Below are 25170 nucleotides of genomic sequence, written 5' to 3'. Positions count from 1 at the left end.
AACTTTGGTCTTACAGTAGTACCCCTTAAGGAGCGTGGTGATGAACAAGAAGTATTGGTTGCCGATCGTGGTTTCCGCTGCTTTGCTGGTCAGCGCGTGCGGATCTGACAAGACCCGTTCGGATGCTGGTGCAGTCCCTCAGACCAATGCCCCCTATACGGATAGCATTTCGCCGCTGCCCAGCACCCTGGATGGTGGTTATGACGCAACGGTTGCGGCTGAGCGTGCGCTGACAACCAATCTGATCTATTTCGACTTCGATGACACCGTCATCAAGCCGCAGTATCAGAGTGTCATCGATGCCTATTCAGCCTATCTGCAAGCAAATCCGACCGCCAAGGTGCGTCTTGAAGGGCACGCGGATGAGCGTGGGACCCGCGAGTACAACATCGGGTTGGGCGAGCGCCGCGCCAAAGCGGTCGAAGCCGCATTGCTGAATAGCGGCGTCAGTGCGGTGCAGCTTTCGGTCATCAGCTACGGCGAGGAACGCCCGGCTGACGAAGGCCACAACGACCAGGCATGGTCGCTGAATCGTCGAGTGCAGCTGGTTCGGCAGTAATTCGCAGACGTTGTGTGCGACGTCGTTCAGGGTTTTGACAAGGGGTCTGGTATGAATGGTTTGCGTCTTGGTGCGATCACGTTGCTCGTCGCACCATTGCTCGGATGTGCATCATCCGGTTATGGCGGCCCGATTTCGGGCGGCTCAGACAACCTTTCACCGTCGGAGCGTCGGCTGCAGGCCGTGGAAGGTCGCACCGCCGAACTTTCACGACGGCTTGACGCCGTCAACCTGACCGGCATGGATCAGGATGCTCAGCGCATTCGTGACGATCAGCGTCAGCTGCGTGGCGAAGTCGAACGACTGCGTTTCGAGTTCGATCAGGCGCAGAAGCGCAACCGTGATCTCTATCTGGACCTTGATCGACGTCTGCAGCGGTTTGAAAACCTTGGCGGCGGCGCTTCGGCGCCGCCCGCCGGGGTCTATGGTGGAACGTCCGGACTGACACCGAGTGCTTCCGCAACGGTGACGCCGTCCGGGACGGTCATGACGGCGCCGCCGATGCAGGCGCCGACGCAGATGCCAGCTCCGGGCGGCGCGGTCGCGCCGGTAACGATCTCGAATGGCGCCGGCGGCTCTCCCGAGGAAGAAAGCGCCTATCTGACCGCTTTCGATTCGTTAAAGAATGGCAAGTACGACGACGCGATTCGTGGCTTCAAGTCCCTGGTTGCGCAGTGGCCCGCCGGACGTTACGCGGACAACGCCCTGTACTGGACTGGCGAGGCTTACTACGTCAAGCGCGACTACAAGTCGGCACTGGCGTCGTTCCAGGAAGTGCTGCAGCGATTCCCGGCAAGTCCCAAAGGGCCGGATGCGCTGCTGAAAGTTGGCCTGACCCAGATTGAGCTGAAGCAGGAGGCAGAGGGCAAGGCCACACTGCAACGGCTGGTGCAAACCTATCCGCAGTCAAGCGCCGCACGGCTCGCAGAGCAGCGCCTCGGCGGTAACTGAGGGCGTTGAAGCGCACGCATTGGAGCTGCTGTCTTGAACGCTGCGCCACGGCTGCGCATTACCGAGATTTTCCGTTCGATTCAGGGCGAAAGCTCCAGCGTCGGATGGCCGACCGTGTTCGTGCGTTTGACGGGCTGCCCGCTGCGCTGCAGTTATTGTGACACTGCCTATGCGTTTCACGGCGGTCAGTGGATGGACGTGGCCCAGATCGTCGATCAGGTCCGTGCCTTGGGTGTCTCGCATGTGTGTGTGACCGGTGGAGAGCCATTGGCACAAAAGAATTGTCAGGGTCTGCTGACGGCCCTTTGTGACTCAGGCTATCAGGTGTCCCTCGAGACCAGTGGAGCGCTCGACGTTTCGTCGGTAGACCCGCGGGTGATGCGAGTCATCGATCTCAAGACGCCAGGCTCCGGCGAAGAGGGGCGCAATCTGTGGTCGAATCTCTCGTCACTGAACGCCAAGGACGAGATCAAGATGGTGATCTGTGATCGTGGCGACTATGAATGGGCCAAGGCGGTGATTTCTAAGCACGCATTGCCGCAGCGTTGCACGGTGCTGATGTCTCCGAGTCAGTCGCAGCTGGAGCCGTCGGCTTTGGCTGACTGGATTCTCGAGGACCAGTTGCCGGTCCGCTTTCAATTGCAGCTCCACAAGGTCTTGTGGGGCAACGTGGCGGGACGCTAGGGGTGGTTGAGCGGAAAAAGGCTGTGGTGCTGGTGTCGGGCGGTCTCGACTCGGTCACGGTACTCGCGATGATGCGCGAGCAGGATTACGAGATCTACGCGTTGAGTGTTGCCTATGGTCAGCGTCACGATGCCGAGCTGCGGGCGGCTGCAGCGGTTGCTGCCCGCTATGGCGCAGTGCGCCATGAGTGCATCGACGTTCAGCTCGGAGCGGTGGGTGGGTCGGCATTGACCGATCACTCAATTGCCGTCCCGCAGGAGCCCTCCACGGGGATTCCGGTTACCTATGTGCCAGCGCGCAATACGTTGTTTCTGGCCTTGGCTTTGGGATGGGCGGAAGTCGTCGGCGCCGAAGAAATCTTTATCGGGGTCAACGCGATCGACTACTCCGGATATCCTGATTGTCGTCCCCCCTTCATTGAAGCCTTTGAAAAACTCGCTGCTGTCGCGACGAAGGCAGGTAGCGAAGGCAGACCCCTGCGGGTGCGGGCGCCACTGATCCAGATGAGTAAGGCCCAGATTATTGCCGAGGGCACGCGTCTGGGGGTTGATTACGCGCAGACGGTGTCCTGCTATCAGGCCGATGCGCAGGGGCGGGCATGTGGCGAGTGTGATTCCTGCCGCCTGCGCAAAGAGGGCTTCGCGGAAGCGGGGATTGCCGACCCGACGCGATATATCGCAAACGGGTAGGACACAGCAGTCGATTCCGGTATCATGCGCGCCCTGTTGCGAGAGCGGGTCGTTAGCTCAGTCGGTAGAGCAGCTGGCTTTTAACCAGTTGGTCGGTGGTTCGAGCCCACCACGACCCACCATCATCGCATCCGCGCCAGCGGATCAGCGTTGTGCAATGATGCCGTTGAAAACGTCGGGGCGTAGCGCAGCCTGGTAGCGCATCTGCTTTGGGAGCAGAGGGTCGCAGGTTCGAATCCTGTCGCCCCGACCAATTTCAAGAATTCAGAGGCCCGCGAGGCCTGAATTTGTGGCCGTCGCCGCAAAGGCGTCCGTCGATGCGATGCGTTCACCGGCGACTCGAATCCAGCGATGCTCTGCCACTCCAACGACGTCGATCGGCACGCCGTACATCCGCTCCAGTGTCGGTGATTGCAGCACATCGGCGGGCGTGCCCTGAGCCAATACTTCGCCGTCACACAGCAGGGTCACCTCATCGGCGTAGTCTGCGACCAGATTCGGGTCGTGCAGGATAATCAGGACAGCGGTGCCGCTGGCGGCGAACTGCCGCACACGCTGCAGACAGTAGTGCTGATGTGCCAGGTCCAGGCTGGCGGTGGGCTCGTCCAACAGCAGCATTCGGCCGCAGTGTGCGTCAGCGTTCCAGATCTGTGCGAGCACCCGTGCGAGTTGTACGCGTGCGCGCTCGCCGCCGGAAAGTTCAGGGTAGCGACGATCACGCAGATGTGAAGTGGCGGTTGCGACCATCGCTGCATCGATGATCGACTGTTCCTGCGGTGCGGATTGCTTCAGCGCCGGATAGCGCCCGAGCTGAACCACTTCTTCAGCGGAAAATCCAAAGCCCAGTTGTTCGCGTTGAGGTAGTACGGCACGCAGCTGCGCCAGCCGCCGGGCCGGCCATTGCGCCAGTGCTCGACCGTTAAACAACAAGCGGCCTGAATTCGCGGCAAGCTCCCCGGAAAGCAGGCGCAACAGGGTGGATTTTCCGGCGCCATTGGGGCCGAGAACTGCATGTACCTTTCCCTGCGTCAGCCGCAGGTTGACGTCATGCAGAACCCTGCGGCCGTCAGGGCGATAGCCGAGATTGGACGCCTCGAGAATCACGGCAGGGTTTCTCGGCCCAGTTGACGCATCAGCAGGAACAGGAAGAACGGCCCCCCGATCAGCGCCGTCAGAATGCCGATCGGCAACTCGGCGGGAGAAAATAGCGAGCGCGAAGCCGTATCAGCCAGCAGGAGCAGCAGGCTGCCGGCCAGCGCTGAAAAGGGAAGGACACGCCGGTGATCCGGCCCGAACCACAGGCGCACCAGATGTGGAATGATCAGTCCAACAAAGCCGACAATGCCGGCCAGGGATACGCTGACCGCCACGGCTATGACGATCAATGCCAGCAGACGGCGCTTGAGACGTTCAACGTCAACGCCGAGGTGCTGAGCTTCCGCTTCGCCCAGCTGCAGCGCATTGAGCGGGTTGGCGGCCAGGGGAATCAGTAGCAGCGGGATCAGCAACAACGGGAGTGCAATGCGCAGCTCGGGCCATCCCGCTTTGCCCAGGGACCCGAACATCCAGTAAGTCACCGATCGTAGGGCGGTGTCGTCTGCCAGATAGGCCAGAAATCCGATGCCGGCGCCGGCAATCGCGTTGATCGCCAGACCGGCAAGCAACATCGTGGTCACGCTGGTGCGCCCATAGGCGGAGCTGAGCCTGATTACCAGATAGGCGGCAGCCAAGCCGCCGCCGAACGCGGCTACGGGGGCGCTCACATAGGCGGGCAGGGGCATTAGGTTAGTGCCCAGGACGATGGCTGCGGCAGCAGCCAAGGCCGCGCCGCTCGCCACGCCAATCAAGCCCGGATCTGCCAGCGGATTGCGCATGAGGCCCTGCATTGCCGCCCCGGACTGCGCGAGCGCTGCGCCGACGACGATGGCGAGAACGATGCGTGGCACCCTGATCTGCCACAGTGCCAGCACCTGGAAGGCTGAGTCCGGGCTGCTGGCACCCGATTGATGCAGTAGCGCGGGGATCTGTGCCAACGAGATTTCCAGCGGACCGGTAGCGAGCGCGAGCAGGGTTACGACGCCAATCGCGGTACACAGTGTCAGCAGTGAGATAGTGGATCGAATGGAAGCTGAGGGCATCGGTGTGGCACTGCGGATTCACATCACCAGACCATGCGAGTGACGGATGGAGGCAGCGTAGCCGATCCAACCGCAGCTTGGGTGGTTACAAGGGCGATCCTGTTGCTGAGCTTCAGAAAATTGCGACCGATCCTGATCGCTAGAGAGTTATTTGTTCAGGATCAGCCGGTCATTTCGGGTTCGCAGCAGGCGATATTCTTCGCCGCGATGTTCGATCACGATCTCACGTGCGCCACGCAGCAGCTCGTCGCTGCTGATACGGACCGAGCGCAGTTGTGTTGGCGTGGCGTCGGCTTCGGATGTTCTGGGCGACAGGGTGCTCGGTGTCAGGCTGGACATCAGATGCTCCGGTAGAACGTTATAGAAATGATAGTCATTCGCAACAATAAGTCAAACAGCGGAATCAGTTTTCGCCTGCTGGCGAGCTTATGCCGCGATGCCGCTGGTATACTGCCCGGCTTTCGCGAAAGTGGCGGAATTGGTAGACGCACTGGATTTAGGTTCCAGCGCCGAGAGGCGTGAGAGTTCGAGTCTCTCCTTTCGCACCAATGCGTTGCTGTTCATCATTAGATCCCATACCGAGTCTTGAAGAATGGAAGTGAATGTGAATTCGCCGGGCGGTCTTCGCCGGGAAATGCATGTGCGAGTGCCCGCCGAGCGTGTTGCCAAGGCATTCGATAGTCGGCTGCAGTCATATGCCAGCCGCGCCAAGCTGCCGGGCTTCCGTCCGGGCAAGGCACCGCGCAAGGTGATCGAGCAGCAGTATGGTGAATCGGCGCGCATGGATGCGGTGTCTGACATCGTGCAGCAGACCTACTCTGAAGCGCTGCAGAAAGCCGGTGTCGAGCCGGCAGGGCAGCCGAAGATTGACATCACGGTCGAGAAGGTCGGTGAGCCGCTGGAATATGTGGCGCATTTCGAGGTCTACCCGGAAGTTGCTCTGCAGCCTCTGGAGACGCTTGCGGTTGAGCGCCCGGTCGTGGAAGTGACCGAGGCGGATGTGGACACCTTGATCGAGAACCTGCGCAAGGCGCGCAAGACCTTCGAGGCGGTCACGCGAGCTGCACAGGCAAACGACAAGGTCACGGTCGATTTTCTCGGCAAGATTGATGGCGAGGCATTTGCCGGTTCCGAAGGCAAGGACGTCTCGATGGAGCTTGGTTCCAGCCAGTTCCTGCCGGACCTGGAAAATGGCATTGTCGGCCATGCGGCCGGCGAGAATTTCGTCGTCGACGTTCATTTCCCGGCTGACTATCGCGCTGAGAATCTGCGCGACAAGACAGCGCAGTTCGAAGTGACGCTGAAAGACGTCAGTGAACCCAAGCTGCCGGAGGTTGACGCCGAGTTTCTGAAGGCGCATTCCGTGTCCGGTGAGGAAGGCGTGGCGGGTTTGCGCCAGAAGTGCCGGACCGCGCTGGAAAAAGAGCGTGACAAGGCGGTGACGACTAAACTGAAAGGACAGGTTCTGGATGCCTTGCTGGCGGCCAACCCGCTGGAATTGCCCGAAGTCGCGCTGCAGCAAGAAATTCCGCAGTTGCGCCAGGAAGCAGCTGCTCGCATGAACATGGCGAAGGTTGATCCGAGCAAGCTCGGCGAGCTGCTGCCGGACGCGCTGTTCGAGCAGACAGCACGCCGTCGTGTGGCGCTGGGCCTGCTGATTGGCGAGGTCATCAAGTCCAAGGGAATCAAGCTGGATCCCGAGCGACTTGAGCGCACACTGGATAGCATTGCTGCAGACTACGAGCAGCCTGATCAGGTTCGCGCCTATTACCGCTCGCGTCAGGATCTGATGCAGGGTCTGGGCGCAATGACCCTGGAAGAGCAGGTGGTCGATGCCTTGGTCAGTGGTGCGGTTGTGACCGAGAAGGTCACCAGCCTGGACGAGCTGTTGAAACCACAACAGGCGCCCCAATCGTAATATCGTACCGAGCGCTCCGAAGCCACCCTGTGTGGCTTCGGAGCGTGCCTTGCCCGGCCTCGCGGCCGGCTATGCCGATGAGCCAGGGATTCGCATGACCGATATTCTGACCCGTGCCCAGCACCTCGTCCCGATGGTGGTTGAGCAGACTGCGCGCGGGGAGCGTGCCTTTGACATCTTTTCGCGCCTGTTGAAGGAGCGGGTGGTGTTCATCGTCGGTCCGATCGAGGACCACGTGGCCAATCTTGTGGTTGCGCAGCTGCTGTTCCTTGAGTCGGAAAATCCGGACAAGGACATCCACCTGTACATCAATTCTCCCGGGGGAGTCATTACCTCGGGGCTGTCGATTTTCGACACCATGCGTTTCATCAAGCCGGACGTCAGCACGATGTGCATCGGACAGGCTGCGAGCATGGGCGCATTCCTGCTTGGGGCGGGCACCAAAGGCAAGCGCTTCGCATTGCCCAATGCGCGGGTGATGATTCACCAGCCGTCGGGGGGGGCGCAGGGGCAGGCATCGGACATCGAAATTCAGGCGCGGGAAATCCTGTTTCTGCGCGAGCGCCTGAACCGAATGATGTCGGAATTCACTGGTCAGCCGATCGACAAGATCGAGCGCGACGTTGAGCGCGATTTCTTTATGAGTGCGGAAAGCGCCAAGGAGTACGGTCTGATCGACCATATTCTGGCCGAACGGGGCGGCTCGGCCGCTTGAAGGCCAGTCTGCGGTTCAGGTTTTGCAGCAAAATGACACTGTGCTATACAGGTGTCGCCGGGTGGTATTGCCCGGATGAGGATGGAAGATGACCAACGAGACACGGAGCGGATCACACAGCGGACGCGTTTTGTACTGTTCGTTTTGCGGCAAGAGCGAGCACGAAGTCCGCAAGTTGATCGCGGGTCCGTCGGTGTACATCTGCGACGAATGCGTCGATCTGTGCAACGACATCATTCGCGAGGAAGTTCACGCCAAGCCGCATGCCAAGGGACTGCCCAAGCCGCAGGAAATCCGCGCGGTACTTGATGAATACGTGATCGGTCAGGATACGGCCAAGAAGATTCTGTCGGTTGCCGTCTACAACCACTACAAGCGCCTGTCGCTGAAGGGTTCGGCTGATGGCGTCGAGATCGCAAAGTCCAATATCCTGCTGATCGGTCCGACCGGTTCGGGCAAAACGTTGCTGGCAGAGACTCTGGCGCGATTGCTGGATGTGCCGTTCGCGATTGCGGATGCCACGACGCTGACCGAAGCCGGTTATGTCGGCGAGGATGTCGAGAACATCATCGCGCGCCTGTTGCAGAAGTGCGACTACGACGTCGACAAGGCGCAGCGCGGCATTGTCTATATCGATGAGATCGACAAGATTTCACGTAAATCCGAAAACCCCAGCATCACCCGCGACGTTTCAGGTGAGGGCGTGCAGCAGGCGTTGCTGAAGCTGATCGAGGGCACGACTGCCAGTGTGCCGCCGCAGGGTGGGCGCAAGCATCCGCAGCAAGAGTTCCTGCAGGTCAATACGGCCAGCATCCTGTTCATTTGCGGCGGTGCGTTCGCAGGTCTGGACAAGGTGGTTCAAGCCCGTACCGAGCGGACCAGCATCGGCTTCTCTGCCGACGTGAAGTCGGAAAAGGACAGTGCCCACGTTGGCAAGCTGCTGGCGCGTGTCGAGCCGGACGATCTGATCCGGTTCGGCATGATTCCCGAGTTCATCGGACGTCTGCCAGTGATGGCGATGCTAGAAGAGCTTGATGAGGAAGCGCTGATGGCGATCCTCAAGGAGCCGAAGAACGCGCTGATTAAGCAGTACGCCAAGCTGTTCAACATGGAAGGTGTGCAGCTGGAGTTTCGCGAAGAGGCCTTACACGCGATTGCGCTGCGTGCGAAGGAGCGCAAGACCGGCGCTCGCGGTTTGCGCACGATCATGGAGAATATTCTCCTCGACGTTATGTACGATCTGCCGTCGATGCAGAACGTCAGCAAGGTCGTGGTGGACGACGCTGTGGTCCGCGGTGAAGCCAAGCCCTTTATCGTCTATGAAAACGCCGATAGTGCGGGTTCGGCCAAAAGCACCGCGGCCTGATTTGCTTCTGTCCGGCTGATATGCGAAGCCCCGCCTAATGGCGGGGCTTCGTCGTTTGTGCGGGCTGTGCTGTGCCGGAACCGCTTACCAGTTGATTGAAATGCTGCCGAACAACTGGCGTCCGCCGCCCAGTTGTGCGAAGTAGGTGCCGGGGAAGAATGTCGCGTCGGTGACCTGATTCAGAACGCGGCGATCAGTCAGATTGCTGCCCCCGAACGTCACCGCCCACAAGCCTTGTTCGTCGCTGAGGCTGATGCGCGCCGAATACATGGTGTAATCATCGACGTAGGTATTCGGGTCGAGGTCGGTGTCTGTGTACTGGTCGCCCTGATACAGCACGTCGACGCTCAGCTGCGTCACCAGACCTGCGAACAGCGGCAATGACAGCGTTGGCGTCAGTGTCGCGGTCTTGCTCGGTGCGAATGCGATGCGCTTGCCACTCAAGTCCTGCGTATCCTGCGCTGAGCCGTATGGAGCCGGCGCGCTGTCGTAGCCTTTGTAGCGGGCGTCGAGGATGCCCAGCGAGCCGCTGATGCTCAGAGGTTCAAATGGAGTCAGCCACATGAAGTCGGCTTCGAGGCCTTGGGAGTAGGCAGATGCGGCGTTGCTGACATCGAAGAAGAAGCCGTTGAAGGCAAGGACCTGCAGGTTGTCAAACTCCGTGCGGTACAGGGTTGTATTCAGACTCAGCGTGCTGTCGAAGAATTTCCCCTTCATGCCCAGCTCGTAAGTCTGGGCGGTTTCAGGTTCGTACTCGATATCCTCGCCGGTGAATGAGATCGCGTTGAAGCCACCACTCTTGTAGCCACGCGCGTAGCTCGTGTAGAAGTTCAGGTCGTCATTCCAGTAGTACTGCAGTACGAATTTGGGCGAAATGTCGGACTCATTGCGTCGCAAGTTGGGATAGTCATACGGATTGCCCTGCACCAGTGCCTGCATGATGCAGGTCTCCAGCGCTTCGGTTCGGCAGTGACCACCGCCTTGAGCAAACACATCCTTGCTCTCGCGATTGAGACGAATGCCTGGTGTGATGGCCCAATGGTCATTCAGATACCAAGTGAATTGGCCAAAGGCGGCGTAGGCAGTGATGCCCTGGGTGTAATCGAAGCCGTAGTAGTCGTCTCCGACCAGTGGCGAGGTAATGGTTCCGAGCAGTGGCAAGCCCGGAAGGCTGATCCCGCCAAACAGTCCGCCGAAGCTGGTGCCGGAAATCAACTCTAGTGCATCACCGGTAACCGCGTAGGAGCCAAGATCCTGTCCGGCAATGACCTTTGCGTTGATGGCGTAGTCGGAGTCGAAATAGTACAGGCCACTGACGAACTCGAGCCGATCGCCTAGGCCGAACAAGCCGTCGCTATGTCCGGTGAAGCGCAGTTCCACCGTGCGCTGATCGTGATCCTCGTGGCTGTCGAGGCGGGCGATATCCGAAGGAGATACATCCAGATCATTCAGCTGATCGATGTAGAACTGCGAGATGCCGACTACAAGAACGGATTCGAAGTCCTGAATGCCGCCTAGATCACCCATCGCCCAGCTGGTCTTGAGGCCTGCCGTCGTCGAGCCTTTGTTCAGATAACCGACCGTATCCATGGAGGTCAGATCATTGGGCTGATCTTCAACTTCGGGATCGAATGTGCGCAGGTAGGCGAGACTGCCGGCGTCAAGTTTGTACAGCTGATACGGCCAGAACGCGATGCTGGTGTCCGAGTCGACCACGGTCAGCTCCATGTCGACGGAGTCTGATGCGTAAAGCTTCAGCTTCAGGCGTTCAGCGCGCTGATCCAGCTTCTCTTCGTCACGATTCAGATAGGTGTTGTACAGCTGCCCATCGGACTTGCGGTCAAGCATAGATACCCGGATTCCGGCCCAGTCGGTGAGCATGCCGCCCATTCCGACCTCAATGCGGCGGTCCCCATACGATCCCGTGGTGTAACGGGCATCACCGGAGAACTCCTCGGTGGGGCCAGCACTGGTGACGTTGAATACGCCAGCGATGGTGTTTTTGCCGAACAAGGTTCCCTGTGGACCGCGCAGAACCTCGATGCGATCGATGTCGAACATCGATTCGGTGAAGTAGCCGCCGCGTCCAAAAAAGACTTCGTCCTGAACGAAGCCGACCGAACTTTCAAAACTCGGATTGAATGTATTGGTGCCAAAGCCGCGGATAAATACCTGCGGCGAGCCCGGGTCGTCGGTATCGACGCGGACGTTCGGGACATAGGCGGCGACGTCGGTCAGATCCGCAGCGCCGGTATTCTTGATGAAATCGCCGCTCAGTGCGGTCACTGACAGTGGCACGTCCTGCAGCGACTGTTCAGTCTTCTGCGCGGTGACCACGATTTCTTCAATCTGCCGGCGCGGCGGCGCAGCGACCACCGTGGGTTGCGGCTCTTCGCGCAACGGGGCCACGGGCACAACGTCGGGGATGATCGGCTCGTCAGTCTCGCTTGCTGCGCTCGTCTCAGGCTGTGGTTCATCCGCTGACGGTTGTGTTCCAGCCTCGGGTTGCGGTTCTGCAGGTGGCGCGTCTGCAGGCGCTTGAGAAGTTTGCTCGGGTGCAGTGTCTTCGAACAAGAAGTCCAGATCGTCGTCCTTTGCGAACACTGCAGTTGCAAACAGGCATGCAGTGGCAATCAGCAGCTGCCGAGGATTCATGATGTCTTCTCTTTGAAACTCTGGTGGTGAAGGGACTGCAAAAGGTGATCCATTTCCGTGGCCAGCTCGGCGCACGTGGCTGCGGCGTTATCGGCGCCCGCAATTGCGACGTTGGCCTGCAGAATTGCGCCAAGCAGCAATGTTGACAGCGCGCTCAGCGACGGAGAGCGCAGCTCGCCGCTGTCTCTGCCGGCTTGCAGCCCGGTGTTGATGATCGCGCCGGCAAGCTTTGAGTCGATACGCAGCCACTCATGCCAGCCGAGCGCTGCGGGTCCCTCGATGTACACCAGACGGCCGTAGCGTGGCTGGATGCACAATTCAAAATTGCGCCGCATGCCGCGGCGAATCATGTCGAGCGGGGTTGTGCCGGTGAGCGCAGCTTCCATCACCAGATCGGACATTTCGCGGTCGATTCGTTCGAACACGGCCAGGAACGCAGAAAGCTTGTCGTTGAAATGGTGGTAAAAGGCGCCTTTGGTGACGCCGGCTTGCTGCACAATGCGATCGATGCTGACGCCCTGATACCCCTCTTCGACAAAGAGTGCCTCGGCGACTTCGAGCATGCGCTCACGGGTTTGCTGGCCCCGACGCGACGGGCGGCGTGTTGCTGTAGTCATGCGCGGCCTGCGATCTGCGCCACCGCGGTTGTGGCGCGCTCAATATCCGCTTCGTCATTGCAAATGTGCGGGCACAGCCGCAGATACAGCGGCAGGGGCTGATCAGCGGCAATGCGTTCGATGTCGCCGACAATGCGATGTTCGTGAATGAAAGCGGCCGAAATCTGTCGTGTTTCGTAGAGCGAACGAAAGGCGCTCATTGCGTCGCTTGGGCCGACATCAACGACAGTGACTCCCAGGGCGTAGCGCTCGTTTGACGGCGTCAACACCGTCAGGCCGATCTGGCGCAGTTTCTCGCGCAGTTGGCGGCCGAGTTCGGAGATGCGTGCCTCGATTCGTTCCGGGCCGAGATCCAGATGGAATTGCAGCGCCGCGTTCAAGCCGCTGAGTGCGGCGTCGTTGCGTTGTCCCAGGCACTCGAATCGCGCCGCGGTCTGTGGAAGGTCGGCTTCCGGGTAGTCAAATCGATAGTCGTAACCGATGGTGTTGGCGTGCATGCGTGCCGCCCACGCGGGGCGCACATAGAGAATGCCCAGTTCGCGCGGACCGGCGAGCCATTTGTGAGCGCTGGCGGCATAGCTGTCGCAGTCCATTGCCGCCAGGTTGAGCGCGGCGGCGCCCCAGCTTTGTGCGCCATCGACATGAATGTAGATGTCGGGGCGAACTTCGCGTATCGCTGCGCACAGCGCAGCGGCTGGCAAGCGCAAGCCGCTGGTATTGGAGATGTGGCTGAAGCTGACGACGCGGGTCTTGGGTGTCAGCACGCTGAGGAACGGCGCGATCAGTGCAGTGTCGTCGACTGGATCGGTCGGCAGATCAACCACGCGGATGGCGAAGCCGTCACGTTGTGCGCGGTAGGCCCAGCTGCGGTTGTTGGTGTGATGATTCTGGCTCCAGAGAAGAACTTCATCATCGCGCGTGAGGGGCAGTCCATTCACGACAATCGAATTCGCTTCGCTGGTGTTACGGACCAGTGCCACATCTTCTTTGTGCGCGATGCCGAGGTGTCGTTCCAGCATCGGCCCCAGAGCGGCACGTTCTGTCTGCTGATACAGCAGGCGATGATGAAACGAGGCGTCCAGATCGAGGCGCTGGGCGGCCGCGTGAACGCGGTCGGTCACCATGCTCAGCGCCGGACACAGATTGGCTGCGTTCATCGGGATCGGCGCATTCGACGTCGATGCAAACGCAAAACCGGCGCGGACCTCGGACCAAGACGCGTTCCTGACGCTCATGGCTGAGCCGGACGAAAAGCTGCGCGCCGCCGCTGCGGCTGCGCCGGCGGCTGACCACCCCAGCAGCTGTCGGCGGCTCAGCATGCCGTCTTCTCATGAGGGCGTTCGCCCCACAGCCGCATGCCTGCAGTCAGCATTAGCAGCAAAGACCCGGCGGCGATACCTGCACCGATCAATACATTGAATCCGAGTTGGAATGCGATCCGACGCAGATGCTGTGCAAGTACAGGGTCTGCCGTCAGATCGGCACTCAGCCAGCACGACATGAGCAGCAGTGTCAGTGCCATCAGCGCCAAAGTGGAAACGAGACGGAGCAATCTGCTGCCGCGCCCGGATCCGATGCGCGCCACCATCAGTGCGGCGCCAACCAGCATCCACGCAAGCGACGGTACGGATGCGAGTTCAGCGATGGCAAACAGGGATTCCCATTGCCGTTGGGTGAGCCAGGTGATCATCAGGCGGGAGAATAGCGGCGGGTCATCGAGCTTGGAGTAGGAAAGTCAGCCCCATGCGGGCACGGAGCGTTGACGTGCGACGGATCATATCCATACGATCGCAAAAAGCATACCGACGGTATGGAACTTGCGTTATGACGGCGTCGGGCCATGACGGCGACTACTCCACTGATGACTTCGATGCGGATAACAATGAAAAAAGGCTTGATTGCACTGGTGATGTTTGCGGCAACGGGGCTGGTTGGCTGTGGAAAGGAATCTGTCCCTTCTGCGCCGGCGGCGGCTGATCCGGCACTCGTTGCCCGACTGCCGGCTGATGCCGATCTCGCGCGTCTGTACGAGCAGACCTGCAAGGCATGTCATACCGCGCCGCTGAGTGGTGCGCCGCAATCCGGACGCCCGGCTGACTGGGCGGCGCGTCTTGCACAGGGCACTGAAATACTGCTCGATCACACGATCAACGGCTACAAGGGAATGCCGCCGCTGGGGTCCTGCATGGACTGCAGCGAGGATGATTTTCTGGCGCTGATCGATTTCATGTCGAAGGCCGATTGACCGCCTCATGGGGAACGGAATGAACCGACGAGAATTTTTGGCCGCAACGTTCAGTGCGGCCTTGGCCGGTGGCCTGACTGCGTGCGACGACCATGGTGCCTCCGAGATGCCGAAAGCACCGGTGACCAGCGTCGGCCCCGACGGAAAACGCCGTATTCCCTGGCAGAATTGGTCCGGATACCAGCATTGCCTGCCGCAGTCGCGAACGTCACCCAAGTCAGAAGACGAGCTCGCTGAGCTGTTGAAAACAGGTGCAGGCCCCATCCGCCCGGTCGGCGCCGGTCATTCGTTCACGCCGCTGGTGCCGACCGATGGCACCATTGTGTCGCTACGTCATTTTTCCGGTCTGTTGTCGCACGATGCCGCAGCGATGACTGCCAGTTTTGGTGCAGGGACCAAGCTTGGGCAGATCGGCGAAGTCCTCGACGGTGTCGGGCAAGCACTGCAGAACATGCCTGACATCGACGAGCAGTCGATTGGTGGTGCCATTGGCACCGGCACACACGGAACCGGCGCCGAGCTGGGCGCCCTGCATTCGTTCATCACCGCGTTACGGCTGGTGACACCATCCGGAGACGTGCTCGACTGCAGTCGTACTCAGCATCCTGAGATCTTCGATGCTGCGCGTGTTTCCATGGGCAGCCTGGGCGTGATCACCCAGGTGACGTTCCAGAATGTGCCGACCCATCGGCTCAAGCGCAAAGTCTGGCTGGAGCCGGTGGATCAGCTGATCGAACGCTTCGATGAGCTTGCCGCGGCCAATCACAGTTTCGAGATGTACTTCCTGCCCAACTGCGATAGCGGAGTGGCGATCACGATCAATCCGACCGACGAGCCCCTGCGCCCGCGCACGGCCGAGCCGGATAACGATGCGGTCATGCAGATGAAGAAACTGCGTGACGTACTGGGCTGGTGGCCCGGAGCGCGGCGCTGGTTGCTGAACCGCGCGACTGCGGACTATCAACCGGAAGAGGCGGTGGACGTCTGGTATCGGATTTTTCCGTCGGACCGGGCGGTGCGCTTCAACGAAATGGAATATCACTTTGATCGCGAGCATCTGCTGCCGACGCTCAAGCAGGTCCGCCAGCGCGTTGAGTCGAAACACAGCGAAGTCTTTTTCCCGATCGAGGTTCGCGTCGTGCGTGGCGACGACGCATGGCTGAGTCCATTTTCCGGTCACACGCATTCCGGATCGATTGCGGTTCATCGGTATTTCGCCGAGGACCCGCTGCCATACTTTAGTGATATCGAGGCGCTGTATCAGCCGGTCGAAGGTCGGCCACACTGGGGCAAGATGCATACGCTGGGAGCTGATGTGCTGAGTCGGCGCTATCCCAACTGGAAACAGTTCCAATCGGTTCGCGAGGCGCTAGATCCCCAGGGCCGAATGCTCAACGCGCATCTGAAAAAGGTATTCGGTCTTGTCTAATCAACCCGTCAACCGGCGCCGTCGTGCGCTACTCGGCGCTGCACTGCTAGCCCCGGTCGCCGCAGCAGTCGCACTGAAGCCGCGTGAACTTGGGGGAGGGCACAATGAGGCGTTTCTGCGCATGCAGACTGCGTTGCGCGACGCCGGCCTGTTCCGCCCGACATTGGTCATCGATCGTGCGTCCTTGCTGCACAACATTGGCCGCCTGAAGGCGAACCTGCCGAAAAGCAAGCACTACCGCATCGTTGCTAAATCGCTGCCAAGTCTGGACCTGATCCGTACCGTGCGGCAGCTGACCGGGACTGACCGTCTGATGGTGTTTCACCAGCCCTTTCTGAATCTGGTGGCAAAGCAGATGCCGGATGCGAGCTTGCTGGTCGGCAAGCCGATGCCGATCGGCGCGGCGGCGCGGTTCTTCGAGCACCTGACCGACGCCACCGTGTTCGACCCTGCGGCACAGGTCGACTGGCTGATCGACACGACGCAGCGCTTGCAGGAATACCGTGATCTGGCGCGAGCCAACGTCGCGGCAGGCAGTGCGCCAATGCGAGTGAACCTTGAGCTCGACATCGGGCTGCATCGTGGCGGATTCCGCACGGCCGAGGCTGTGGCCGAGGTGATTCAGGTTCTCAAGGCGGAGCCATCGATGCGATTTTCCGGCTTCATGGGTTATGAAGCGCATGCGTCGAAAATGCCCGGAATTCTCGGTGGGCCGCAAAAGGCGCTGGATAAGGCGATGGCGCAGTACTCGTCGTGCGTCGATGTGGCACGCGAGCTGCTGGGATCGGACTTTGATCCAGATGCATTGGTGCTCAATGCCGGTGGCAGCTCGACCTACGAGCTTTATACCGACGCGTCGCCGTGCAATGAAGTGTCGATGGGATCGGGCCTGGTGATGCCCACCGACTTTGACAAGCCGACGCTGGCCGATCACCGCCCGGCAGCATATATCGCCACGCCGGTGCTCAAAGCGCTGGATCGAACCGATCTGCCCGGTTTGGAGTCGATGACCGGGCTGTTTTCGAGCTGGGATCCGAATGCCGCCCGGACGTTCTATACCTACGGTGGCTACTGGCATGCCGATACGGTTTCGCCTCCGGGGCTGCAGCACAACGCGATCTGGGGGCACTCCACCAACCAGGAAATGCTCAACGGGTCTGCGCAGGTGCAGCTGGCCGTTGACGACTTTGTGTTTTATCGGCCGCACCAGAGCGAATTCGTCTTCCTGGAGTTCGGCGACATTGCGGTTTATGCCGAGGGCCGCATTGTCGACAGCTGGCCGGTATTCAGTCAGGGCGCATAGCGCCCTCTGCATGGCGTCTGGCTGAGCTCCGGCGACTTGGATGCATTCCACGTGCATGCGCTATGCTCGTGCGAAATTGAATGCATTGCGAAGACCCAGGAGAACATATGAAAGCTCGATCATTGCTTGCAGCGGTGACCATGGTGACGGTGAGCACGGCCGCGACCGCCGATGAAACTTTCGGCAAGTTTGATGTCTATGGGGCGGCGCTGACGATCGACGGTCGGAATACCGAGGACTTTGACGGCATCGGTGGCGGCTTGCGGTACATGGCGGGACTGATCGAAGGCACCTTTCTGCAACTCGAAGCGCAGTACGTTCCGACGGATGCGCGGGGCGTTGACCTGGATGTGACCGAATACCGCGCGGGGTTTGGCTATGCCGCTCCGATCGCAGCGGCGCGCAGTGTCGTCAAGCTGCGTGCCGAGTACGTTGGCATGACACATCAATTGGATTCGAGCGTGCTGTCACTAGAAAACCATCGTGACGGCTACGGAATCCATTTTGAATACGATCAGGCGATCGTCGAAGGATTGGGCGCCTACATGGGGGCCGGTTACATCAACGTCGATGACGACGACAACCTCGATGGCGGTGAGTACCTGCTCGGCTTCGACTGGACGCCGGGGCCGGCCGGCATCTTTACCGAATATCGCTACAGCAACCTCAATGGCGACAACCACAGCAGGGTCAATCTGCGCGAGTTCAAAGCCGGTTTCCGCTTCTCGTTCTAGATTCGTGACGAGGCGAGCCCTGGCGGGCTCGCCTCATGATCGTACGGGCAAAAAAAACCCACCTGACGGTGGGTTTTTCTTTATTGGCGTCCCCACGGGGATTCGAACCCCGGTTACCGCCGTGAAAGGGCGATGTCCTAGGCCTCTAGACGATGGGGACAACAAACTTTGGTGGAGCTAGTCGGGATCGAACCGACGACCTCTTGCATGCCATGCAAGCGCTCTCCCAGCTGAGCTATAGCCCCACACGCTAGGGGCGCGCATTATACCTAAACAGAGACGCAATGGAAGTGTCTTTTTGAACGGAATTATTACTGGCGAAGTCGCGAGTTGCGCAGCGGCCGAACGACGACTTCGGATGCGTTGCAGCGATCACGTACATCGTCGCCGCACGCGCGTGGCTGCAATGCCTTGTCGAGGCAGATCCGGATCTCCTTGAGCCAGCGGCCGGAGCACTGCAGCGCAATACCGTCATGGTCGAGCGTGGGGTTGAGTTCAATGAACTTGTCCTCGATCGCGGGTACCGAGGTTTCGATGTAGTCCTCGGGATCGCGGAAATCCGGCGGCATGACCAAGCGCCGGTAGGCGCGCTCGACGTTCTGGAAGTACTGATCCATCGACATGCCGCTGCAACTGCCGTGTTTGCGCCACTGGTAGCGCACGAGTTCCTTGCTGGGCATCCATTCCAGCATGCGTTCCTCAAGCGCGTCCGGAACTTCTTCGGAGCGGCTGCCGCAGTAGTCCGGATATCCGCGCTCATGCTGCGGCCACAGGCCGTGAACGACAAAGGCGCGCGGCTCCACACACTCGGACTCCGCCGGGTTGCTCTTGCAGTACTGCGGCGACCAGCTCAGGGCCAGAACCCAATAGTCGAAGTCGCCAGCGCGATCGCGTGCGATCGCGCTGGACGTCGGTGTCAGCAGCGCGGCTATAAGCAGCGCGACCGCTCTCCTCATGCTTTCTGCCCGGCCAGGAACAGCCAGGTTTCGACCACGGTGTCGGGATTCAACGACATCGATTCGATACCCTCATCGAGCAGCCAGCGCGCCAGATCCGGATGGTCGGAAGGGCCCTGGCCGCAAATGCCTATGTACTTGTTCTGTTTGCGGCAGGCCTGGATCGCCATGTGCAGCATGGCCTTGACGGCATCGTTGCGCTCGTCGAACAGATGCGCCACAAGCCCAGAGTCACGATCCAGCCCCAGCGTCAGCTGGGTCATGTCGTTGGAACCGATCGAGAAGCCGTCGAAGTACTCCAGGAACTGGTCAGCCAGTACGGCATTGGAAGGCAGTTCGCACATCATGATCAGTTCGAGCCCATTGTCGCCGCGCTTCAGACCGTTGGCGGCGAGAATCTCGACGACCTGACGGGCTTCGTCCGGCGTGCGTACAAACGGAATCATGACCTTGACATTGGTCAGGCCCATTTCGTCGCGCACGAATTTCAGCGCGCGGCATTCGAGCTCGAAGCAAGGACGGAAACTCTCGGCGATGTAGCGCGAGGCCCCGCGGAAGCCGATCATCGGATTTTCTTCGTGCGGCTCGTAGCGCTGTCCGGCGATCAGGTTGGCGTATTCGTTGGACTTGAAGTCGGACAGGCGCACGATGACCGGCTCGGGCGCGAACGCGGCAGCAATCGTCGCAACGCCTTCGGCCAGACGCTTGACGAAGTAGTCCACCGGCGAGCCGTAGGGTGCGATCATCGGATCGATGATGCGGCGCTCTTCGGGAGGCAGTTTGTCGAGTTCAAGCAGCGCCTGCGGATGAATCCCGATCTGGCGGTTGATGATGAATTCCAGACGCGCCAGACCGACACCGTGATTGGGCAGCGCGGCGAAGTCGAAGGCCTGTTCGGGCGTGCCGACGTTCATCATGATCTTGACCGGTAGATCCGGCATGCTGTCGAGTGCGACCTCGTCGACCGCAAAGTCGATGTTGCCGTCGTAGACATAACCGGTGTCGCCCTCGGCGCAGGACACCGTGACCGGATTTCCGTCGGTGAGGCGCTCGGTGGCGTCGCCGCAGCCGACGACCGCGGGAATGCCGAGTTCGCGCGCGATGATCGCGGCGTGGCAGGTGCGGCCGCCGCGGTTGGTCACGATCGCCGAGGCACGCTTCATGATCGGCTCCCAGTCGGGATCGGTCATGTCGGTCACCAGGACGTCGCCCGGCTGGACGCGATTCATCTGCGCAATCGAACTGAGAATGCGGACCGGGCCTGCGCCGATTTTCTGGCCGATGGCGCGGCCTTCAATCAGGCGCTGGCTCTGACCCTTCAGCTTGTAACGGCGCAGGACGTTGGCCGATGTGCGCGATTTAACCGTCTCGGGGCGCGCTTGCAGGATGTACAGCTTGCCGTCGACGCCATCCTTGCCCCACTCGATATCCATCGGCCGACCATAGTGTTCTTCGATCGTCACGGCCTGGCGGGCGAGGGACTCGACTTCGGCGTCGGTGATGCAGAACTGCTGGCGCTGAGCCGGCGCGACATCGACGAACTCAATGGTCTTGCCGACGGTGCGATCCGTGGTGTAGACCATCTTGCGGGCTTTTTCACCCAGGCCGCGGCGCAGCACCGCGGGGCGCCCGGCGCGCAGGCCGGTCTTGTAGACATAGAACTCATCCGGGTTGACCGCACCCTGGACCACAGCCTCGCCGAGGCCGTAGGCGGCAGTGATGAAGACGGCATCACGGAAGCCGGATTCGGTGTCCATCGTGAACAGGACGCCGCTGGCGCCGAGGTCAGAGCGCACCATGCGCTGGATGCCGGCCGACAGGGCGACGGCGGAATGCTCGAAGCCGTGGTGCACGCGGTAGGCGATCGCGCGGTCGTTATACAGCGACGCGAAGACTTCCTTGATCGCGTGCAGCACATTCTCTATGCCGTGGACATTCAGGAAGGTTTCCTGCTGACCGGCGAATGAGGCGTCCGGCAAATCTTCCGCGGTGGCGGAGGAGCGTACGGCGACGGAGATCTCGGCGCCCGATTCTGCGACCAGCTCGGCATAGTGGCTGCGGATGTCGGCTTCAAGCGCCGCTGGAAACGGGGCGGCGGCGACCAGTTCGCGGATGGTCTTGCCGGTGCGGGCCAGTGTTTGAACGTCCTCGATATCGAGGCTGTCCAGCATCTCCTTGATCCGGTCCGCCAGGCCTTCGTGCGCGAGAAATTCGCGATACGCCGAGGCCGTGGTGGCAAATCCGTTGGGGACCGTCACACCCGACTGGGCCAGATTGGCGATCATTTCGCCGAGTGAGGCATTCTTGCCGCCGACGATTTCGACGTCGTTCATGCCCAGTTCGGAGTACCACAGGACGTTGTTGCTCATGCCTTACCCAATGCTGATCAATCGTGAATGGTGCTATGCCGGGCACGATGTCCGTGACATAGTTTGCCGATGAGCTCCGCACGCCCCGTATTTTTTGTTTCCGACGGCACCGGCATTACGGCCGAGACCCTTGGCAACACGCTGCTGACCCAATTCGACGGTCAGGATTTCGAAAAAACCACCCTGCCATTCATCAACAGCGCCGAGCGGGCGCAGAGCACCGTGGACTATATCAATTTCGTCGGCGAACAGACGGGATTGCGGCCGCTGGTGTTCAGTACCACAGTGACCGATGAGGCTCGAGTTGTCCTGCGCAAGGTCAATGGCCTGTTCCTGGATCTGTTCGATCTGTTCATCACCCAGGTCGAGGCGGAACTGGGGGTTGCTTCCACCCATGCGCAAGGTCTGGCGCATGGATTGTCCGACCAGCGCCGGTATTCGGCGCGAATCGAGGCGATGAATTACGCCATGGAGCACGACGACGGTGCTTCGACCCGCGATCTGAGCCGTGCCGAGATCATCCTGATCGCGCCGTCGCGCTGTGGCAAGACGCCGACCAGCATGTATCTGGCCCTGCAGTTTGGTCTGTATGCGACGAACTTCCCGCTGACCGAGGACGATCTGGAGCAACAGAAACTGCCGTCATCGCTTCGCGGGCTGGAGAAGCGCTGTTTCGGGCTGACGTCTGATGCCGAGCGGCTGTCGCAGATTCGCTCGGAGCGGCGTCCAGGTTCACGATACGCATCGTTGGCGCAGTGCTCGTATGAGCTGCGTCAGGCCGAGCAGTTGTACCGACGTTGCGGGATTCCGTTTGTCAACTCGGCGAACATGTCGATCGAAGAGATTGCGGCGCTGGTCATGCACGAAAAGACGCTGCGCAAGCGTGCGTCCTGATCCGCATGCTTTTTGTGCTGGTCGGGTGTCACTGAACCGACACGAAATCGTCATATGCTGCGCGCCCGCGTCAACGTAGTGTTGACGCTTTTGCCGCTTATCCAGAGGCCACCGCCATGTCCGGACCCCGTCGTCGTCCCCCGCGTTCCAAGGCACTGACGCGCCGTGATTTTCTCAAGCGCGCCGGACTCGGCTCGGCAGCGCTGACGGCGCTGCCGCTGGTGCCCGGCTGCGGATCGAGCGATCCAGTCGGCAGTCGTGGCGGTGGTTCGGGAGCTGCCGAATTTCGCCATGGGGTCGCCAGCGGCGATCCGCTCAGCGATCGGGTGATTCTGTGGACCCGGATCAGTGGATACGATCATTCCAATGTCACGGTCGACTATGCCGTTTTCGCCGATCCCGAGCTGAGTGTTCGCGTCACTGGCGGCAGTGCTACCGCGAGCCCGGACCGCGATTACACCGTCAAGGTCGATGTGCAGGGGCTGCAAGCCGCGACCACCTACTACTATCGATTCAATGTCGGAGACGTGCAGTCGCCCATCGGTCGCACGCGGACGGCTCCTGCAGGTCCGGTAGAGCGCCTGCGTCTGGCCGTGGTGTCTTGTTCCAGCCTTGCGCACGGTTACTTCAATGCCTATCGCCGCGTCGCCGAGCGTGCCGACCTCGATGCCGTGTTGCATCTGGGCGACTATATCTACGAATACGGCAGTGGTGAGTACGGCGATGCCCGCGAGTACCAGCCTGCGCATGAGATTCTGACGCTGGACGATTACCGCACGCGGCATGCCCAGTACAAGACGGACGCGGATCTGCAGGAAGCGCACCGCCAGCATCCTTTCATTACGGTGTGGGATGACCACGAGACGGCAGACAACTCCTGGCGCGAGGGTGCGAACAACCATGCCGAGGGCGAGGAGGGCAGTTGGGCCCAGCGCAAGGCTTGGGCGATTCAGGCCTATTACGAGTGGCTGCCGATCCGAGCGGTCGATCCGTCGCACCCCGAGCGAATCTACCGCAGCTTCCGTTACGGTGACCTTGCGGATGTTGTGATGCTGGATACGCGCCTGTACGACCGCGATCTGCAGGCCGGCATGACCGATGCTGCATCAATCAATGACGCGGCGCGGACCCTGATCGGGTCGGAGCAGATGGCGTGGCTCAGCGGGCAGCTGGCAGCACCGGGCACGGTCTGGAAACTGTTGGGTCAGCAGGTCATGTTCGGCCAGCTGCGGATCCCGAGCTTGCCGGAGCTCTCGGCACTGACCAATGTTCCGGTCGAGCAGCTGCAGGCCTTGCTGCAGAGTCTGCCGCTGGTCAGTACCGGCGGCCTGGTGATCAATACCGACCAATGGGATGGTTACCGTGCCGAGCGCACGCGCGTGTTCGACTTGCTCGAAGCCCTGCAGGTGGACAATGCGGTGGTGCTGACCGGGGATATCCATACGTCCTGGTCCATGGATCTTTCCCGCGATCCGGCGAATTTGCTGGTGTACAACCCGCTGACCGGCGATGGCTCGCTCGGTGTCGAATTCGTTTGTACTTCGATCACGTCCCCGGGCCTGGAGCAGGCGGCGCCGCTGACGCCGGTGCTGCAGTTGCTGAATCCCCATATCAAGTACGTCGATCTGGCGCAGAAGGGTTATCTGATTCTCGATGTCACGCCGCAGCAGTTGGTCGGCGAACATTGGTATGTCGACCGGATTGACGCGCCGAGCGAAGGGCAAAGTCTGGGCGCCGCCTATGCGGTGGATGCCGGCACTCGCCATCTGCGTGCGGCCGAGGCCACCGAGCCGCTGGCGAATCCTCCAGCGCCCGCGCCCTGAAGCGGGCGGCAAGCGGCTATCCTATGGCGGTGGCGGACGTTCCCGTCACCGCCGTGCCGAACCGGCCGGTGCGACCTGCTGTTGAAACCTGCCCGTGAGCACGTATTCCCCGCGTTTGACTCAGCTGATTGATGCGCTGCGCCGGCTTCCTGGCGTCGGCCCCAAGTCTGCCCAGCGCATGGCGTTCCATCTGCTGGATCGCGATCGTGATGGTGCAGCGCAGCTGGGGATTGCCATCGGTGCGGCCCTGGACGGCATCGAGCGCTGCCCGAGCTGCCGCATGTTCTGCGAGGACCAGAGCTGCCGTTACTGCAACCCGCAGCGTCAGGCCAGCGGGCAGATCTGCGTGGTCGAAAGTCCTGCGGATCTGATCGCGATCGAGCACAACACTGGCTATCGCGGACGATATTTCGTGTTGATGGGACGGTTGTCACCGCTGGATGGCATCGGGCCCGAGGAGCTGGGCCTGCCGGCCCTGGCGGCGCTGCTGGAGCGCGGGCCTGTCGAGGAGTTGATCGTGGCGCTGAACCCGTCGGTGGAAGGCGAAGCGACGGCCTACTACCTGATTGAGATGGCACACGCGCGGGGCATCAAGGTCACCCGGATCGCGCACGGGGTGCCGATGGGCGGCGAACTGGAGTACGTCGACGGCGGAACCCTGTCGCACGCGCTGGCCGGGCGCACGCCAGCGTGAAGCTCGCAGCCTGCTGACAGATCAGCTCAGCAGTGCGTCAATCTTGGCGGCGCAGATGAAATCGTTTTCCGACAGGCCGTCGACTGCGTGGGTCCAGTACTGCACCGTGCACTGCTTGTAGCCGAAGCTGATGTCTGGATGGTGATCCTGGGTATGCGCAATCCACGCGACGGCGTTGACGAAAGCGGTGGTCTGCCAGTAGTTGTCGAAATCGAACACCGCCTGGATCGCCTTGCCGTCACGCAGGATCTTCCAGCGCGGCGCCAGCTGGGCCTTGAGGCTGACCGCTGCAGCCAAGTCCAGCGGCGGGACGCCGCCTTCACAGGGTGCGCAGGTTTTCTTGGAGAGATCGGACATCGCACTTCCCGGATGATCAGGCCGCGATTCTAATCGTCTGACGGACGCTCTGCCGACGGCTGCAGGCCGGGCTT

Annotated in this window: 24 protein-coding genes and 5 tRNA genes; 17 read left to right on the top strand and 12 right to left on the bottom strand. The window is 60.8% G+C overall.

The window, feature by feature from the left end:
• Window positions 1-40: 40 nt before the first annotated feature.
• The 6 genes from pal (at window position 41) to E4T66_RS09205 (ending at window position 3136) form a co-directional block, all read left to right on the top strand.
• Window positions 41-559, top strand: coding sequence for a peptidoglycan-associated lipoprotein Pal (gene pal, locus E4T66_RS09230; RefSeq protein WP_136848746.1), 519 nt, complete (start codon window positions 41-43; stop codon window positions 557-559).
• A 51-nt stretch (window positions 560-610) separates the two neighbouring features.
• Window positions 611-1510 (top strand): tol-pal system protein YbgF, encoded by a 900-nt coding sequence (gene ybgF, locus E4T66_RS09225; protein WP_136848745.1) that lies wholly within the window; start codon window positions 611-613, stop codon window positions 1508-1510.
• Between the two features lie 18 nt (window positions 1511-1528).
• Window positions 1529-2194 (top strand): 7-carboxy-7-deazaguanine synthase QueE, encoded by a 666-nt coding sequence (gene queE / locus E4T66_RS09220; protein WP_441347698.1) that lies wholly within the window; start codon window positions 1529-1531, stop codon window positions 2192-2194.
• Between the two features lie 2 nt (window positions 2195-2196).
• Window positions 2197-2883 carry a 7-cyano-7-deazaguanine synthase QueC gene (gene queC / locus E4T66_RS09215; protein WP_136848744.1) on the top strand — a complete coding sequence of 229 codons (687 nt, stop codon included), beginning with the start codon at window positions 2197-2199 and terminating at the stop codon, window positions 2881-2883.
• Window positions 2884-2929: 46 nt separating this feature from the next.
• A tRNA-Lys gene (locus E4T66_RS09210) sits at window positions 2930-3005 on the top strand.
• A 54-nt stretch (window positions 3006-3059) separates the two neighbouring features.
• A tRNA-Pro gene (locus E4T66_RS09205) sits at window positions 3060-3136 on the top strand.
• Between the two features lie 11 nt (window positions 3137-3147).
• Here the strand turns inward: E4T66_RS09205 and E4T66_RS09200 are convergent.
• From E4T66_RS09200 to hemP, 3 genes are all read right to left on the bottom strand, one after another.
• Window positions 3148-3987: a heme ABC transporter ATP-binding protein gene (locus tag E4T66_RS09200; RefSeq protein ID WP_248679581.1), complete on the bottom strand. Its 840-nt coding sequence runs from the start codon at window positions 3985-3987 to the stop codon at window positions 3148-3150.
• Complete coding sequence (locus tag E4T66_RS09195) at window positions 3984-5021, bottom strand: FecCD family ABC transporter permease (RefSeq protein WP_136848743.1); 1038 nt, start codon at window positions 5019-5021, stop codon at window positions 3984-3986. Before E4T66_RS09195 ends, E4T66_RS09200 begins: the two co-directional genes overlap by 4 nt.
• Before the next feature lie 147 nt (window positions 5022-5168).
• Window positions 5169-5360: a hemin uptake protein HemP gene (gene hemP, locus E4T66_RS09190; RefSeq protein WP_136848742.1), complete on the bottom strand. Its 192-nt coding sequence runs from the start codon at window positions 5358-5360 to the stop codon at window positions 5169-5171.
• Window positions 5361-5484: 124 nt separating this feature from the next.
• Here hemP and E4T66_RS09185 point away from each other — a divergent pair.
• The 4 genes from E4T66_RS09185 (at window position 5485) to clpX (ending at window position 9020) form a co-directional block, all read left to right on the top strand.
• Window positions 5485-5569, top strand: a tRNA-Leu gene (locus E4T66_RS09185).
• A gap of 44 nt (window positions 5570-5613) precedes the next feature.
• On the top strand, window positions 5614-6939 hold the full coding sequence (gene tig, locus E4T66_RS09180) for a trigger factor (protein ID WP_136848741.1): 1326 nt from the start codon (window positions 5614-5616) through the stop codon (window positions 6937-6939).
• Window positions 6940-7033: 94 nt separating this feature from the next.
• A complete protein-coding gene (clpP, locus tag E4T66_RS09175) occupies window positions 7034-7654 on the top strand; it encodes an ATP-dependent Clp endopeptidase proteolytic subunit ClpP (RefSeq protein WP_136848740.1) in 621 nt (206 codons plus the stop codon).
• Window positions 7655-7742: 88 nt separating this feature from the next.
• A complete protein-coding gene (clpX, locus tag E4T66_RS09170) occupies window positions 7743-9020 on the top strand; it encodes an ATP-dependent Clp protease ATP-binding subunit ClpX (protein WP_136848739.1) in 1278 nt (425 codons plus the stop codon).
• An 84-nt stretch (window positions 9021-9104) separates the two neighbouring features.
• On the opposite strand, the gene E4T66_RS09165 is transcribed toward clpX, so the two are convergent.
• The 4 genes from E4T66_RS09165 to E4T66_RS09150 are packed head-to-tail and all read right to left on the bottom strand — an operon-like array spanning window position 9105 to window position 13982.
• Window positions 9105-11675, bottom strand: coding sequence for a TonB-dependent receptor (locus tag E4T66_RS09165; protein ID WP_136848738.1), 2571 nt, complete (start codon window positions 11673-11675; stop codon window positions 9105-9107).
• Complete coding sequence (locus E4T66_RS09160; RefSeq protein ID WP_169577557.1) at window positions 11672-12238, bottom strand: TetR/AcrR family transcriptional regulator; 567 nt, start codon at window positions 12236-12238, stop codon at window positions 11672-11674. Before E4T66_RS09160 ends, E4T66_RS09165 begins: the two co-directional genes overlap by 4 nt.
• 50 nt (window positions 12239-12288) lie before the next feature.
• The gene (locus E4T66_RS09155; protein ID WP_136848736.1) at window positions 12289-13611 is read right to left on the bottom strand and encodes an aminotransferase class V-fold PLP-dependent enzyme; all 1323 of its coding nucleotides are present in this window, start codon (window positions 13609-13611) and stop codon (window positions 12289-12291) included.
• On the bottom strand, window positions 13605-13982 hold the full coding sequence (locus tag E4T66_RS09150; protein WP_136848735.1) for a hypothetical protein: 378 nt from the start codon (window positions 13980-13982) through the stop codon (window positions 13605-13607). The genes E4T66_RS09155 and E4T66_RS09150 overlap by 7 nt, the downstream gene beginning before the upstream one ends.
• Window positions 13983-14174: 192 nt before the next feature.
• Here E4T66_RS09150 and E4T66_RS09145 point away from each other — a divergent pair, with 192 nt between their 5' ends.
• The 4 genes from E4T66_RS09145 (at window position 14175) to E4T66_RS09130 (ending at window position 18003) form a co-directional block, all read left to right on the top strand.
• A complete protein-coding gene (locus tag E4T66_RS09145) occupies window positions 14175-14537 on the top strand; it encodes a c-type cytochrome (RefSeq protein ID WP_248679579.1) in 363 nt (120 codons plus the stop codon).
• Window positions 14538-14556: 19 nt separating this feature from the next.
• Window positions 14557-15966, top strand: a complete 1410-nt coding sequence (locus tag E4T66_RS09140) for a D-arabinono-1,4-lactone oxidase (RefSeq protein ID WP_136848734.1) — start codon at window positions 14557-14559, stop codon at window positions 15964-15966.
• Entirely contained in the window at window positions 15959-17269 is a 1311-nt protein-coding gene (locus E4T66_RS09135) for a DSD1 family PLP-dependent enzyme (protein WP_136848733.1), read from the top strand. The genes E4T66_RS09140 and E4T66_RS09135 overlap by 8 nt, the downstream gene beginning before the upstream one ends.
• Window positions 17270-17376: 107 nt before the next feature.
• Window positions 17377-18003: a porin family protein gene (locus E4T66_RS09130; protein WP_136848732.1), complete on the top strand. Its 627-nt coding sequence runs from the start codon at window positions 17377-17379 to the stop codon at window positions 18001-18003.
• 84 nt (window positions 18004-18087) lie between these two features.
• Here E4T66_RS09130 and E4T66_RS09125 read toward each other — a convergent pair.
• From E4T66_RS09125 to ppsA, 4 genes are all read right to left on the bottom strand, one after another.
• Window positions 18088-18163: transfer RNA gene (locus E4T66_RS09125), tRNA-Glu, on the bottom strand.
• Window positions 18164-18172: 9 nt separating this feature from the next.
• Window positions 18173-18248: transfer RNA gene (locus E4T66_RS09120), tRNA-Ala, on the bottom strand.
• Window positions 18249-18314: 66 nt separating this feature from the next.
• Window positions 18315-18959 carry a ribonuclease T2 family protein gene (locus E4T66_RS09115; RefSeq protein WP_136848731.1) on the bottom strand — a complete coding sequence of 215 codons (645 nt, stop codon included), beginning with the start codon at window positions 18957-18959 and terminating at the stop codon, window positions 18315-18317.
• A complete protein-coding gene (gene ppsA, locus E4T66_RS09110) occupies window positions 18956-21328 on the bottom strand; it encodes a phosphoenolpyruvate synthase (protein WP_136848730.1) in 2373 nt (790 codons plus the stop codon). The genes E4T66_RS09115 and ppsA overlap by 4 nt, the downstream gene beginning before the upstream one ends.
• Window positions 21329-21397: 69 nt before the next feature.
• On the opposite strand from ppsA, the gene ppsR reads away from it, so the two are divergent.
• The 3 genes from ppsR to recR all read left to right on the top strand — a co-directional run bounded on the left by ppsR (window position 21398) and on the right by recR (window position 24739).
• Complete coding sequence (gene ppsR, locus E4T66_RS09105; RefSeq protein WP_136848729.1) at window positions 21398-22222, top strand: posphoenolpyruvate synthetase regulatory kinase/phosphorylase PpsR; 825 nt, start codon at window positions 21398-21400, stop codon at window positions 22220-22222.
• A 116-nt stretch (window positions 22223-22338) separates the two neighbouring features.
• Window positions 22339-24045 (top strand): alkaline phosphatase D family protein, encoded by a 1707-nt coding sequence (locus tag E4T66_RS09100; protein ID WP_136848728.1) that lies wholly within the window; start codon window positions 22339-22341, stop codon window positions 24043-24045.
• 94 nt (window positions 24046-24139) lie between these two features.
• Window positions 24140-24739, top strand: coding sequence for a recombination mediator RecR (gene recR, locus E4T66_RS09095; RefSeq protein ID WP_136848727.1), 600 nt, complete (start codon window positions 24140-24142; stop codon window positions 24737-24739).
• A gap of 21 nt (window positions 24740-24760) precedes the next feature.
• Here recR and E4T66_RS09090 read toward each other — a convergent pair whose 3' ends face one another.
• On the bottom strand, window positions 24761-25096 hold the full coding sequence (locus E4T66_RS09090) for a 4a-hydroxytetrahydrobiopterin dehydratase (protein WP_136848726.1): 336 nt from the start codon (window positions 25094-25096) through the stop codon (window positions 24761-24763).
• Between the last annotated feature and the right edge of the window lie 74 nt (window positions 25097-25170).

Origin of the sequence: Sinimarinibacterium arenosum, assembly GCF_005047655.1 — a bacterium.
GTDB lineage: Bacteria > Pseudomonadota > Gammaproteobacteria > Nevskiales > Nevskiaceae > Solimonas.
Note: the sequence above shows the minus strand (reverse complement) of the source record. Positions and strands in the feature narration are given on the sequence as shown.